This is a genomic window from Faecalibacterium prausnitzii, from assembly GCF_003287405.1.
Classification (GTDB): Bacteria; Bacillota; Clostridia; order Oscillospirales; family Ruminococcaceae; genus Faecalibacterium; species Faecalibacterium intestinale.
This window is the reverse complement of sequence record NZ_PRLD01000010.1, coordinates 38,494-51,278: the sequence shown is the minus strand read 5'-3', so window position 1 is coordinate 51,278 and position 12,785 is coordinate 38,494. Positions and strand designations below refer to the sequence as shown.

The 12,785-nt window shown below is 58.9% G+C and carries 13 protein-coding genes; 4 read left to right on the top strand and 9 right to left on the bottom strand.

Annotated elements, in window-relative coordinates; all coding sequences use genetic code 11:
- The first annotated feature begins 32 nt into the window (after positions 1-32).
- From malQ to C4N24_RS10495, 3 genes are all read left to right on the top strand, one after another.
- Positions 33-1,610 carry a 4-alpha-glucanotransferase gene (gene malQ / locus C4N24_RS10505; RefSeq protein WP_112091368.1) on the top strand — a complete coding sequence of 526 codons (1,578 nt, stop codon included), beginning with the start codon at positions 33-35 and terminating at the stop codon, positions 1,608-1,610.
- 135 nt (positions 1,611-1,745) lie between these two features.
- Entirely contained in the window at positions 1,746-2,552 is an 807-nt protein-coding gene (locus C4N24_RS10500; RefSeq protein ID WP_242983244.1) for a GGDEF domain-containing protein, read from the top strand.
- A 60-nt stretch (positions 2,553-2,612) separates the two neighbouring features.
- A complete protein-coding gene (locus C4N24_RS10495; protein WP_006735368.1) occupies positions 2,613-3,053 on the top strand; it encodes a hypothetical protein in 441 nt (146 codons plus the stop codon).
- A gap of 92 nt (positions 3,054-3,145) precedes the next feature.
- Here C4N24_RS10495 and C4N24_RS10490 read toward each other — a convergent pair whose 3' ends face one another.
- The gene (locus C4N24_RS10490) at positions 3,146-4,066 is read right to left on the bottom strand and encodes a nucleotidyltransferase family protein (RefSeq protein WP_112091366.1); all 921 of its coding nucleotides are present in this window, start codon (positions 4,064-4,066) and stop codon (positions 3,146-3,148) included.
- Positions 4,067-4,547: 481 nt separating this feature from the next.
- Between C4N24_RS10490 and thrS the strand changes: the two genes are divergently transcribed.
- Entirely contained in the window at positions 4,548-6,332 is a 1,785-nt protein-coding gene (gene thrS / locus C4N24_RS10485) for a threonine--tRNA ligase (RefSeq protein WP_112091365.1), read from the top strand.
- 74 nt (positions 6,333-6,406) lie between these two features.
- On the opposite strand, the gene C4N24_RS10480 is transcribed toward thrS, so the two are convergent.
- From C4N24_RS10480 to C4N24_RS10445, 8 genes are all read right to left on the bottom strand, one after another.
- Entirely contained in the window at positions 6,407-6,697 is a 291-nt protein-coding gene (locus C4N24_RS10480) for a type II toxin-antitoxin system YafQ family toxin (protein ID WP_112091364.1), read from the bottom strand.
- Entirely contained in the window at positions 6,694-6,966 is a 273-nt protein-coding gene (locus C4N24_RS10475) for a type II toxin-antitoxin system RelB/DinJ family antitoxin (protein ID WP_112091363.1), read from the bottom strand. Before C4N24_RS10475 ends, C4N24_RS10480 begins: the two co-directional genes overlap by 4 nt.
- Before the next feature lie 262 nt (positions 6,967-7,228).
- A complete protein-coding gene (locus C4N24_RS10470) occupies positions 7,229-8,968 on the bottom strand; it encodes an ammonium transporter (protein ID WP_112091362.1) in 1,740 nt (579 codons plus the stop codon).
- Between the two features lie 236 nt (positions 8,969-9,204).
- On the bottom strand, positions 9,205-9,621 hold the full coding sequence (locus C4N24_RS10465; RefSeq protein ID WP_015537140.1) for a DUF1622 domain-containing protein: 417 nt from the start codon (positions 9,619-9,621) through the stop codon (positions 9,205-9,207).
- Positions 9,622-9,636: 15 nt separating this feature from the next.
- Positions 9,637-10,272 (bottom strand): RpiB/LacA/LacB family sugar-phosphate isomerase, encoded by a 636-nt coding sequence (locus C4N24_RS10460; RefSeq protein WP_112091361.1) that lies wholly within the window; start codon positions 10,270-10,272, stop codon positions 9,637-9,639.
- Between the two features lie 43 nt (positions 10,273-10,315).
- Positions 10,316-10,660 (bottom strand): cupin domain-containing protein, encoded by a 345-nt coding sequence (locus C4N24_RS10455; protein ID WP_081028488.1) that lies wholly within the window; start codon positions 10,658-10,660, stop codon positions 10,316-10,318.
- A 96-nt stretch (positions 10,661-10,756) separates the two neighbouring features.
- Complete coding sequence (locus C4N24_RS10450; protein ID WP_006735344.1) at positions 10,757-11,566, bottom strand: gluconate 5-dehydrogenase; 810 nt, start codon at positions 11,564-11,566, stop codon at positions 10,757-10,759.
- A gap of 323 nt (positions 11,567-11,889) precedes the next feature.
- Positions 11,890-12,663, bottom strand: a complete 774-nt coding sequence (locus C4N24_RS10445) for an SDR family NAD(P)-dependent oxidoreductase (RefSeq protein WP_112091360.1) — start codon at positions 12,661-12,663, stop codon at positions 11,890-11,892.
- Positions 12,664-12,785: the final 122 nt, after the last annotated feature.

The following is a 12,785-nucleotide window of genomic DNA, read 5'->3' as shown; positions in this document are numbered from 1 at the left end:
CCGAAAATTGACAGCGAGGAAGGTAACGGATCATGCGTGAAAGTGGTATTCTGATGCCGGTATCCAGTCTGCCCGGCCCTTACGGGATCGGCTGCTTTGGCAAGGCGGCATTTCAATTTGTGGATTTCCTGTCTGCGGCAGGACAAACGATCTGGCAGCTGCTGCCGCTCAGCCCCACCGGCTACGGCGACAGCCCCTACCAGAGCTGCTCTGCCTTTGCGGGCAACCCCTATTTTGTGGATTTGGAAACGCTGGAAAAAGAGGGTCTGCTGACCGCCGCAGACCTCAAGGCAGAAAGCTGGGGCAAAGACCCGCTGGAAGTGGACTACGGCACTTTGTACGTCAGCCGCTTTGCGGTGCTGCGCAAGGCCTACGCCGCATGGCGCAGCCAGTGCGCCGGGCTGCACGGCTGCACCTACTACTACCCCGACGACTACTACGCCTTTACCCTTGCCAACGAGGATTGGCTGGACGACTATGCCCTGTACATGGCGCTGAAGGCAGCCAACAAGATGAAGAACTGGGTGGAGTGGGACGCCCCCTACCGCCGCCGCGACAAGGCCGCGCTGGCTGCCTTTGCTGCTGCAAACGAAGAGGAGATCGGCTTCTGGAAGTTCGTGCAGTACAAGTTCAGCGTCCAGTGGCAGGCCGTCAAGGCCTATGCCAACGAAAAGGGCGTGCAGATCCTGGGCGATATCCCCATCTACGTCTCTGCCGACTCGGTGGACGCATGGGTGGGCGGCAAGCTGTTTGAGCTGGATGCCGACGGCCGCTTTGCCCGGGTGGCGGGCTGCCCGCCGGACTACTTCTCCGCAGACGGCCAGCTGTGGGGCAACCCTCTGTACGACTGGGCATACCACAAAAAGACCGGCTACGCTTGGTGGGTGCGCCGGGTGCGCCACGCACTGGGCATCTACGACCTGCTGCGCATCGACCACTTCCGCGGCTTCGACACCTATTGGGCCATCCCGGCCACCAGCACCACCGCCCGCACCGGCAAGTGGGAGAACGGCCCCGGCATGGAGCTGTTCGATGCACTGAAGGCCGCACTGGGCAAGCTGCCCATCATTGCCGAGGACTTGGGCGAACTGTTCCCCAGCGTGCGCAAGCTGCTGGCCGACAGCACCTTCCCGGGCATGAAGGTGCTGCAATTCGCCTTTGGCGGCGGGGACAACGAGTACCTGCCCCATAACCACGTCAAGAACGGCGTGGTCTACCCCGGCACCCACGACAACACCACCCTGACCGACTGGTGGGAGAACGGCGCTTCCGAAAAGGAAAAGGCCACCGCTGCGGCCTACCTGCATCTGACCCCCTGCAAGCCTACCGCCAAGGAGGTGGCAGCCGTCAAGACTGCCGCCGCGCGCACCGCGCTGCTGCGGGCAGCGCTGGGCTCGGTGGCGGACAGAGCCATCATTCCCATGTACGACTGGCTGGGTCTGGGCGCCGAGGCGCACCTGAACACCCCGGGCAAACTTGGCGGCAACTGGGCATGGCGCGCCAAGGCCGGTTTTGACTCCAAAGCCCTTGCCGCACAGATCGAAGCCGAGTGCGCTGTATACTGCCGCTGCAATGCAGACGTTCAAAACGTGAAAGAATCAGCAATTTGACAGAATTGTAAAAACTGCCGTAAAAATTTGTGCGTTTTGCTGGAAAAATCTGTATTTCAATGGTATAATAGCCGTAAGTTCCCGGATTTGTGGGAAAATTGGAATTTCGCCCGTCGGAAGCGGCGGCGCGTACGGATGATGGGGAAATTACAGATGGACAGAGAATGGACAGAGCGGGATCTGCGCGCCTTTGCCGAGGGCGCACAGGCTGCGTTTGAGACGGTATTGCTGGACGAGCTGCCACAGGACACCGGCTGGCAGGACGAGGGCTTGCAGGTGAACTACACCCTGTGCAACGGCCGGGTAAGCTGCGTGCTGCACCGCACGGTGCGGGCAGACGGCAAGCTGTGGCGGATCACCATGTCTGCTCCGCTGGCAGGCAACCTGCTGCCGGAAGAACGCATGAGCGCCCGCGAGCGGGAGCTGTGCCGCGAGGACCTGAACCACGATTTTCTTTCCGGCGTGTACAACCGCCGCTACCTTGAGACCGTGATCGCCGCCGAGCTGGACCGCTGGGCACAGCAGGGACGCAAGGCCGCTGTGGCGCTGATATCGCTGGATCACGGCGCACAGCTGCGGGACACCTACGGTCAGCCGGTGATGGATCAGCTGATCTGCTTTGTGGCAAACCAGTGGAAAAAGTATTTCGACATCCCGGGCAGTCAGATCGTCTGCCGCCTGACCGGCACCACCTTTGTGGTGGGTTGTCTGGACTTGGACGGCGGGCAGCTGGCACAGCAGATGCGGAACATCTACGCCGAAATGCCCCACGAGTGCGTCACCTCCATGGGGATGATGAAGCGTGTGCCCTTTACCCTGAGCGTTGCGGTGGCAGGGCTGGACGAGCTGGACAGCGCCGCCAACTGCTGGCAGCGTCTGTACGCCATCTGTGACGAGCGGCTGCGCGGCATCCAGATCTCCGGCGGCAATAAGATCTGCTGAAAATAACCGTATAAAATCCCCCTTTGGACACATACTAAGTGCCAAAGGGGGATTTTTTGTATGGAAAACCAGAAAAACGATAACCTGAACCTGCTGGAAGCGGTGGTGCAGAACACCGAGATGGGCAAGAACACCTTGGAGCAGATCTTACCCATGACCAACGATGTGCAGTTCAAGGCCGAGCTGCTGCGCCAGCGCAACATCTACCATCAGCTGAATCAGGAGGCGCACACCGCCATAGAAGCCTGCGGCGGCAGCGCACAGGGGCAGAGCACCATGGCAAAGCTGAACACGAAAATGGGCATCGGGCTCAAGACCCTTACGGACAAATCCACCCGCAATCTGGCGGAGATGCTCACGCAGGGCAGCGGCATGGGGGTGGTGGACTGCGTGAAAAGCTGCAAAGACTACCCCAATGCCGCCCCGGGCGCAAAGCGCCTTGCCCAGCGCCTGCAGGATTTTGAAGAGGACAACCGCATCCAGCTGGAACGGTTTTTGTAAATACGTTCCACCCCATGAAAACACAAAGTCGGGCAGCCTGCGGGCTGTCCGACTTTGTTCTGGTTAAAATAATTTTCCGCTATTGCGGGCACTCACTCCCACAGCTTCTCGGGGTACTGACCCTCGGCGGTCTTGCGGGCGATGGCATCCACCACCAAAGGCTTGTCCTCCCGATAGGTGACGCCGAACCACTTATCGGTGCTGCGCAGCACCTGAATCTTTGCCTTGTTCTCCTCGATCAGTTCGGTCACCACCAGCGGCAGGAAGTACTCGCATTTCAGAGGGTTCACCGGCAGATTCTCGGTCAGCCAGCCCGCAAAGCGCTGCTCAGCTTCGTCCAGAAAGCTTTTACCGAAGCCCCACAGGTTCATGCTCACGGGGGTGTCGCCGGGCAGGTCTACCCAGCTCTCGCCGCCATCCTCGGTGTAATGTGCGCCGCCGTTGCAGGGCTCGATGCGGGTGCGCTCGGTCACGCTTTGCAGGGTGCCGTCCTCGTTTTTGATGCACACGCCGCGTGCCACGCTGCCGTTCTCGGACAGGGTATTTTTCAGCAGATAGCTGACCATGCAGTAGCGGTAGAAATCATCATCGGCGTGAGTGGACAGGTAATCGTACATCACCTGAAACGCCTCCGGGCCGTAGTAGTCGTCCGCATTGATGACGGCAAAGGGGCCGTCAATGAGGGGCTTTGCAGCCAGCACAGCGTGGCAGGTGCCCCAAGGCTTTACGCGCCCCTCCGGCACGGCAAAACCTGCGGGCAGCTCTTCCAGCTGCTGGAAAGCGTACTTCACATTCATCGCTTTCGCCACGCGGTCACCGATGGCAGCTTTGAAGGCGTCCTCGATCTCGTGCTTGATGACAAAGATCACGGTCTCAAAGCCGGCGCGGCGGGCATCGTAGAGGGAGTAGTCCATAATGACCTGTCCGTTGGGACCCACCGGGTCGATTTGCTTCATGCCGCCGTAGCGGCTGCCCATGCCGGCTGCCATGACGACCAGTACCGGTTTATTCATCTTCATTTCCTCCTGTATCTGCCGGGGTTTCCGGCGTTGTATCGTTCTGCGCCTATTATACACTGCTTCGCCGCCTGTGGCAAGGCGCAGAGGGGAGAACGATTTTATACATTTCTGCCGCTATCCCTTGATTTTTTTGTTCCGGCGTGCTACAATCAGCGTAGTTTCATCCTGTCCAAAACATTGATGCGGACAAACTGAAGCCCCGCTTTTCATGCCGCAGAGAGGGCTGCCCCGGGTTTCCGGGTGCTGCAAGCAGCCTGCCATGACCCCGGCTTCTACCACCGCAGAGTGCAGAGGCGAACCTCTGCCGGGCGTGCCCGTTACAGCACTGCGAGGGGCGCGTTTCCCCGCCGGGGAGCGCGCAATTCGGGTGGAACCGTGGAACGCAGACATATATCGGCGCTTCATCCCGTGAGTTTTACGGGGTGAAGCGCTTTTTATTTTTGTTCAACACCGCATTGTCAAAGGAGAATCTACTATGAAGATCATCTACAAGGACGGTCATGTGGACGAGTGCCCGCAGGATCAGGAGCTGCACGTTATCCGTCACACCGCTGCTCACGTTATGGCACAGGCCATCAAGCGCCTGTACCCGCAGGCTGATTTTGCCTTCGGCCCTGCCACCGAGAACGGCTTCTACTACGACGTCGATCTGGGCGACCAGAAGCTGAGCGACGAGGATCTGGCCAACATCGAAAAAGAGATGCGCAAGATCGTCAAGGAGAACCTGCCCATCAAGCCCTTCATCCTGCCCCGTGCCGAGGCTGAGAAGCTGATGGAGGAGCGTCAGGAGCACTACAAGGTGGAGCACATGGCAGATCTGGCTGACGAGACCGAGTTCAGCTTCTTCCAGCAGGGCGAGTACGTGGATATGTGCATCGGACCCCACCTGACCTACACCAAGGCACTGAAGGCTTTCAAGATCACCCAGCAGTCCGGCGCATACTGGAAGAACGACAAGGAAAACAAGATGCTGACCCGTATCAACGGCGTGGCTTTCCGCAATCAGGAAGAGCTGGACGCATGGGAGAAGGAGCAGCAGGAGGCCCGCGAGCGCGATCACCGCAAGATCGGCAAGGAGATGGGCCTGTTCATGACCGATGATCTGGTGGGCCGCGGCCTGCCCATGTTCCTGCCCGCAGGCTACACCGTCTGGCAGGAGCTGGAGAACTATATCAAGGAGAAGGAGCGCAAGCGCGGCTATCTGCACGTCATGACCCCCTGCGTGGGCACCGTGAACCTGTACAAGACCTCCGGTCACTGGGATCACTACCGCGAGAATATGTTCCCCGCCATGGAGATGGAGGGCGAAAGCTATGTGCTGCGCCCGATGAACTGCCCCCATCACATGATGATCTACGCAAACCGTCCCCACTCCTACCGTGACCTGCCCATGCGCATCGGTGAGATCGCCCACGACTTCCGCTACGAGTCCTCCGGCACCCTGAAGGGCATCGAACGCGGCCGTCACTTCTGCCAGAACGACGCCCACCTGTTCTGCACCCCGGAGCAGATCAAGAGCGAAGTCGCAGACGTGTGCAACCTGATCTTTGAGGTGTACAAGGACTTCAACATCACCGACTACCGCTGCGTGCTGAGCCTGCGCGACCCCGCCGACAAGAAGAAGTACCACGACGATGATGCTATGTGGAACCACGCCGAGAGCGCTCTGCGCGAGGTGCTGACCGAGCTGGGCATCCACTTCACCGAGGAGATCGGCGAGGCTGCCTTCTACGGCCCGAAGCTGGATGTAAACGTGAAGCCCGCTGTGGGTGCCGAGTACACCCTGTCCACCTGCCAGCTGGACTTCTGCCTGCCCGCAAAGTTCCACCTGACCTATGTGGACAAGGACGGCTCTGAAAAGACCCCCGTGGTGCTGCACCGCGCAATTCTGGGCTCTCTGGACCGCTTCATGGCTTACCTGATCGAGGAGACCAAGGGCAAGTTCCCCACCTGGCTGGCTCCCACGCAGGTCAAGGTGCTGCCCGTGTCCGAAAAGACGCTGGAGTACGCACAGGACGTGACCGAGAAGCTGGCAGATGCCGGTGTCCGCGTTGTGCTGGACGACGACAACCAGAAGATCGGCTACAAGATCCGTGCCGCACAGCAGGTGGATCGTGTGCCCTATATGCTGGTGCTGGGCGCCAAGGAAGCCGAGGCCGGCAACATCTCCGTGCGCGACCGCAAGGGCGAGACCACCGAGATGAGCCTTGAGGACTTCATCGCCAAGGTCACCACCGAGATCCGTACCCGCAGCCTGTAAGATATAATATAAACGAGGGCGCTGCACAGCATTTTGTGCAGCGCCCTCGTTTTTTGATTACAGAGAAAAGAGATTTACTTCCCAAACAGATCACTATGGGTACCGGTGCGGGTCAAGGTCAGCACCAGAACATCGTTTTGCACCCGATAGACCAGCAGCCAGTCCGGCTGGATATGGCACTCCCGGTGCCCGACCCAATCACCCGTTAGGGCGTGGTCACGGTTCTTCTCCGGCAGCGGCTCTCCCATGGCAAGGCAGGTGATCACGTCCTGCAGCAGTTCAATTTTTAGTCCCCGTTTTCTGGCCAGCTTATAGTCCTTGCGGAACTGGGTGGTGGGGATGATCGTCAGCTTTGTTTCTCTCATTTTTCCAGATCCGCAAACAGCTCATCCAGATCCCGATACTTCTTTGCCTTCGGGTCTGCCGCGATATGCTCTGCTTCCAACATAGCGGCCACGGTCTCCTTGTTCGGGCGCTCGGTGCGAATCTCGAAGGGAATGCCGCCCTCCCGCAAGGACTGCCGCACAAAGATGTTGAACGCGGTGGAAAGGTTCATGCCCAGCTCTGCGAACAGGGCATCGGCCTGCGCCTTCAGGTCTGCATCCATCCGAATGCTGACATTGGTAGTTGCCATACAGATCAGCTCCTTTCGCATTTATTATAAGTGCATTGCACGAAGATTGCAATACGCCGCACATAAAATTTACAAATTCGCGGCACGGCAAAAGCCCCGCTCCCTTGTGCACAGGAGCGGGGCTTTCGACTTACTGTTGATTCGAACAAAAAAAGGAAAAGGAAAAAGGAGAACGATCTATCTGTCACGCCGGGCGGCGGGAACTGTGTCGGAGCAGCCTGACTGCCGCCGCAGCGGGAACAGCGGAGAATTTAGTGGAGCGTTACTCCACATCCTGCAGCGCGGCGTAGTCTTCCTCGCCGGTGCGGATCTTGACCACGCGGGTCACGTTGTAGACAAAGATCTTGCCATCGCCGATGTGACCGGTGTACAGCGCCTTCTTGGCAGCTTCCACCACAGCGTCCACGCTGATGCGGGAGACGATGACTTCCACCTTGATCTTAGGCAGCAGGGTAGTATCCACCGGCACGCCGCGGTACTTTTCCGGCGTGCCCTTCTGGATACCGCAGCCCATGACCTGCGTCACAGTCATGCCGGTGACGCCCAGATCATTCAGAGCAGTCTTGAGCTGATCGAACTTTGCCAGCTTTGCAATGATGGACACCTTATGCATACCGGTGTCGTAGACGCCATCGTGGATCACAGGCTCGCGCACCACCGGCACGGCTGCATCCATCTGCTTTGCGGTCGCCTTGGTGATGTCGTCCTCGCCCAGATCGGTGTTCTCGTTGGGGGTCATGGCAGCGGAGTTTGCATCCGAGATGGCAAAGCCTGCATAAGCGGAAGCCAGACCGTGCTCGTGGATGTCCAGACCGTCGATCTCCACCTCGGCAGGCACACGCAGGCCAAGGGTCTTGTCAATGATCTTAAAGACGATGAACATCACGATGACAACGTAGGCATCTACGCAGACCAGACCCAGCAGCTGGGTGCCCAGCTGTGCCAGACCGCCGCCGTAGAACAGACCGGCATGGGCGGTGTTGGAGCCGGTGGAGAACAGACCCACCGCAATGGTGCCCCAGACGCCGTTTGCAAAGTGGACGGAAACAGCACCTACGGGGTCATCCACCTTGGCGATCTTATCAAAGAATTCCACGCTCAGCACCACAAGGATACCGGCCACAAAGCCGATGAAGAAAGCGCCAAAGGGGGAGACGGTATCGCAGCCTGCGGTAATGGCCACAAGGCCTGCCAGAGAGCCGTTCAGGGTCATGGAGACATCCGGCTTACCGTAGCGCAGCCAAGTGAAGATCATGGTCACGCAGGTAGCAACGGCTGCGGCGAGGTTGGTGTTGAAGCAGACCAGACCGGTCAGGGTCATGGTGGCATCGGTGGACAGGCTCAGGGAAGAGCCGCCGTTGAAGCCGAACCAGCAGAACCACAGGATGAACACGCCCAGAGCACCGGCGGTCAGGTTGTGACCGGGGATGGCGTGGGGGTTGCCGTCCTTATCGTACTTGCCAATACGGGGACCAAGCATCCAAGCGCCCAGCAGAGCGATGACGCCGCCCACGTTATGCACGGCTGCGGAACCTGCAAAATCGTGGAAACCCATGCTCTGCAGCCAGCCGCCGCCCCACATCCAGTGGCCGCAGATGGGGTACACCACCAGCGAGATGGCGGCGGAGTACACGCAGTAGGCCTTGAAGTTGGTGCGTTCGGCCATGGAGCCGGAGACGATAGTTGCTGCCGTAGCGCAGAACACGGTCTGGAACACGATGTACACCCACAGGGGGATATCCAGACCCAGATGGCTGTAATCGCCCTGAATGAAGGGATCGAAACCGCCGATCAGTGCGCCGGTGCCGCCGAACATCAGGCCGAAGCCGATGAGCCAGTAGCAGGGCGTGCCGATGCAGAAATCCATCATGTTTTTCATCAGGATGTTGCCGGTGTTCTTTGCCCGGGTGAAGCCGGCTTCGCACAAGGCGAATCCGGCCTGCATGAAGTACACTAGAAACGCTCCTACGAGCGTCCAGCAGGTGTTGACGGAGCTAAACATACTTTCCTACCTCCTACGGTCGTTTTTTGCACAGGGAGCCCTCTATTCTCTCCGTGCGGCAGTATCCCCGAAAACACAAAAGGCGCTGGCGGAATTGCTTCCGTCAGCGCCTTTGCTTTCGATGGCACGAGTATAGTCTCTTTGTGCAAACCTGTCAAGTATTCATCTCAAGGTTTTACGTTTTTCACAATACGGAAAAACTTTGCCCTGCTAAAGTTTGGCAAATGTTTTGCCAGTCAGCCGTTTTTGCCGTCCTTCGGGGAGCCGGACTTGTCCTTTTCCTTGGCATTGGCCGGGCGGTGGCCGCCCTCCATCTCCCAGTGCAGCAGCATACTCATCAAAGCGCGCAGCGCAAAGGTAGCCGCCAGCGGCACCACCGACTCCAGATTTTGCAGCAAAAAGGTCTTGGCGATCTCTGCCGACATCAGAAATTCCAGCGCGGTGGTCAGGCCGCTGCTCATTTCATGGTGGAAGTCCCGGTGGTCGTTGAAGAAGGTGGCGCGGACATAGTAAAAAGTGGCCTTGGCCAGACTGGTGATGATGATGAACAGACCCACCACCTCGGCAAGACCGGCGATCATGGGCACTGCAGTTTCCAGAAAAGCATCCAGCAGGTGGGTGAGGTTCAGGTTGAACAGGGTCAGTCCTTGCATGATCTCCTCCGCAGCTTACAGCAGGGTCTTGATGTAGGCGGCCAGCTCCTCGTCCTTGCAGGAAGCGAAGAACAGCTCAGAGAACTTTGCACCGGCCACAGCGCCCTTCAGCAGCTCCTGATCGATGCTCTTCAGGCACTCGATGAGGGGCTTGAAGGTGGCAGCGCGCACGCCGTCCAAGATCTTCTTGTTGCGCTGCTCAGGCACAACGCGCTCCTTGGGGTAGCCCTGACCGTGGCCAAAGCCGAACAGCTTCTCGAAGCAGTACTCGAGGTTCAGCTCGCCGCCCCAGCCGAAGCCCTTGGCAAAGGGCATGGCAACGGCGTTGCCGTCGTTGACGTGGGCAAAGGTGTAGGCATCCACGGGGTCCTCCACATGGCCGCAGATAACGCCGGGGAAGCTGTTCAGTGCCAGCATGGCGCCCTCGCCGGTGCCGCAGCCGGTAACAACGTAGTCCGCAGCGCCGCTGTTCAGCAGGATAGCAGCCAGAATGCCGCACTGCACATAGGTCAGCTGTGCAGCATCGTCGGCGGCGTACATCCCGTAGTTGACCACCTCGTGACCCATGGGCTCCACCACCTTTTTCAGGGCGGCTTCAATGATGCCGTTCTTGGCGGCCTGACTGTTCTCGTTGATAAGTGCGATCTTCATAACAATGGTTCTCCTTCTTATTTTTCCCTGCGGTACGCAGGGATTATACAAAGTCCTCCCGCATGGGGGTAAAGAAATCCAGCATCACGCCACCCTCCAGACAGACACAGCCGTGCATCACGCCGTTCTGCTTGAGCAGGGTGTCGCCGGGGCCTACCTCCCGGGTCTCGTCCCCGATGGTAAAGCGGTACCGCCCGGAGACGATATAGGTGATCTGGGTGTGGGGGTGGCAGTGCATGGCACCCACGCCGCCGGTCTCAAAGGTGTTTTCCACGCACATGGCGTCCTTGCTGTAGGCCAGCACGCGGCGCTGCACCCCGGGGCCGCAGGGCTCCGGGGAAATCTCGGCATGGGGCACCCATGGGATATCCTGATGTGCTTTTTCCATTATAGCATAACATCCTTTCCCGTACAAACAAAAGGGGACTGCCACACAACGCTGTGCGGCAGTCCCCGGTCAAGAACTGCGGAGTGCCCTCAGCGCTTACTGGGGCTGCTTGCCGATGTAGGCCAGAATGCCGCCGTCCACATACAGGATCAGGCCGTTGACAAAGTCAGAAGCCTCAGATGCCAGGAACACAGCGGGTCCGCCCAGATCCTCGGCCTCGCCCCAGCGGCCTGCGGGGGTCTTGGCAACGATGAACTGGTCGAAGGGGTGACGGCTGCCGTCGGGCTGGATCTCGCGCAGAGGTGCGGTCTGCGGGGTAGCGATGTAGCCGGGTCCGATGCCGTTGCACTGGATGTTGTATGCGCCGTACTCGGAAGCGATGTTCTTGGTCAGCATCTTCAGGCCGCCCTTGGCTGCTGCATAGGCAGAAACGGTCTCACGGCCCAGCTCGCTCATCATGGAGCAGATGTTGATGATCTTGCCGCCGCCCTGTGCGATCATATCGGGGATGATGGCCTTTGCCACGATGAAGGGAGCGTTCAGATCCACATCGATGACCTGACGGAACTGGGCAGCGCTCATCTCGGTCATGGGGATGCGCTTGATGATACCGGCGTTATTGACCAGAATGTTGATGTGGCCGACTTCCTCGGTGATCTTTGCCACCATAGCGTTGACGGCATCCTCGTCGGTGACGTCGCAGACGTAGCCGTGAGCCTTGATGCCGGCTTCTGCATAGGAAGCCAGACCCTTGTCCACCAGCTCCTGCTTGATATCATTGAACACGATGGTAGCGCCGTTGGCTGCCATAGCCTTTGCAATTGCCATGCCGATGCCGTAGGATGCGCCGGTGATCAGCGCCACCTTGCCGGTCAGGTCAAAGGATTTGGGAGTGCACTGTGCCATAATAAAGTCCTCCTGTCAAAAAAACATATTTTACACGGTGCAAAACCGCACCGTGCTGCTTTGCAAAGCGCGTCGTATCCGGCCGTGCCGGAGTGCGCTCTTACTTGTATACCAGTCTAGCATCCTTTGCAGGAAGTGTCAAGGCACATTCTTGTGAAGTTTTATTGTACCTTCTTTAGATTTTCGCTTTTCTGCCGAAAAACAGCACGCAAAACCGTCGTTTTCTGGTGCAATAGTTTGTGCAGGCTGACGCGCCTTGTCACGGTGCACAAGATATCCCGGCTTAATTTGGGCTTGTTGACAAGTTTAGGCGACCTTTGGCTTCACCCCAGCTTTTTCTTCTGCTGGCGTGCCACAATGGGCATCAGCAGGGGAATGGGCACAAGGCGCTGGGCGCTGGTGCACAGCCGCATGAAGGCAGAGGGCACAATGATGGTCTTGCGGTGCATCATGCCCAGCAGAGCTTCCTCCACACACAGCTCCGGCGTGATGCCCCGCAGGGCAAACACCACACCGGCGTGGTCGTTGAACTCGGTATCCACCGGGCCGGGGCAGAGGGCACAGACGTAGACTGGGCTGTGCATCTCCCGCAGTTCCTCAGCCACGCCGCGGGTCATGCTGACCACATAGGCTTTGCTGGCGTAGTAGCCTGCCATATAGGGCCCGCCGGGCAGCAGCCCCGCAGAGGACGCCACATTCAGGATGGTGCCGCCGCCCTGTGCGTTCATCTTGCGCACCACGGCGCGGAACAGCCGCGCCATGGCAGCAACATTCACTTGGATCATCTCTTCCTCGCGGGCTTCCTCCGTTTCCAGAATGCTGCCGCAGACGCCGAAACCGGCGTTGTTGATGAAGATGTCGATGTGCTCGTCAGCCAGTGCTTCGCACAGGCGGCTGCACTCCTCGGCGCGGGAGAGGTCGGCGGTCTCAATACGGCATTCCGTGCCATGGGCTGCGTGCAGCTCCTCGGCGAGAGCCTGCAAACGGTCGGCGCGGCGGGCGGTCAGAATGAGCCGACAGCCCATGGCGGCGTACCGGCGGGCGAACTCCCGGCCGATGCCGGAGCTTGCGCCGGTGATCCAGATGGTCTTTTGCATGGTGGTTCTCCTTTTTCTTCTCGCCCCCAAAACGGGGCTTTCTGTACTTGTTGCCGCTATTTTAGCATAGTTCGACCGCATTTTCTATGCAATTTTCGTAAACGATGCAAAAGAGAACCCGA

What these genes read in the sequence shown, in the direction of transcription:
- C4N24_RS10470 (WP_112091362.1), bottom strand. Translation starts at nt 8,968, where the DNA reads ATGTTTAGCTCCGTCAACACCTGCTGGACGCTCGTAGGAGCGTTTCTA.
- C4N24_RS10450 (WP_006735344.1), bottom strand. Translation starts at nt 11,566, where the DNA reads ATGGCACAGTGCACTCCCAAATCCTTTGACCTGACCGGCAAGGTGGCG.
- C4N24_RS10455 (WP_081028488.1), bottom strand. Translation starts at nt 10,660, where the DNA reads ATGGAAAAAGCACATCAGGATATCCCATGGGTGCCCCATGCCGAGATT.
- C4N24_RS10475 (WP_112091363.1), bottom strand. Translation starts at nt 6,966, where the DNA reads ATGGCAACTACCAATGTCAGCATTCGGATGGATGCAGACCTGAAGGCG.
- malQ (WP_112091368.1), top strand. Translation starts at nt 33, where the DNA reads ATGCGTGAAAGTGGTATTCTGATGCCGGTATCCAGTCTGCCCGGCCCT.
- C4N24_RS10495 (WP_006735368.1), top strand. Translation starts at nt 2,613, where the DNA reads ATGGAAAACCAGAAAAACGATAACCTGAACCTGCTGGAAGCGGTGGTG.
- C4N24_RS10460 (WP_112091361.1), bottom strand. Translation starts at nt 10,272, where the DNA reads ATGAAGATCGCACTTATCAACGAGAACAGTCAGGCCGCCAAGAACGGC.
- thrS (WP_112091365.1), top strand. Translation starts at nt 4,548, where the DNA reads ATGAAGATCATCTACAAGGACGGTCATGTGGACGAGTGCCCGCAGGAT.
- C4N24_RS10465 (WP_015537140.1), bottom strand. Translation starts at nt 9,621, where the DNA reads ATGCAAGGACTGACCCTGTTCAACCTGAACCTCACCCACCTGCTGGAT.
- C4N24_RS10445 (WP_112091360.1), bottom strand. Translation starts at nt 12,663, where the DNA reads ATGCAAAAGACCATCTGGATCACCGGCGCAAGCTCCGGCATCGGCCGG.
- C4N24_RS10480 (WP_112091364.1), bottom strand. Translation starts at nt 6,697, where the DNA reads ATGAGAGAAACAAAGCTGACGATCATCCCCACCACCCAGTTCCGCAAG.
- C4N24_RS10490 (WP_112091366.1), bottom strand. Translation starts at nt 4,066, where the DNA reads ATGAATAAACCGGTACTGGTCGTCATGGCAGCCGGCATGGGCAGCCGC.
- C4N24_RS10500 (WP_242983244.1), top strand. Translation starts at nt 1,746, where the DNA reads ATGATGGGGAAATTACAGATGGACAGAGAATGGACAGAGCGGGATCTG.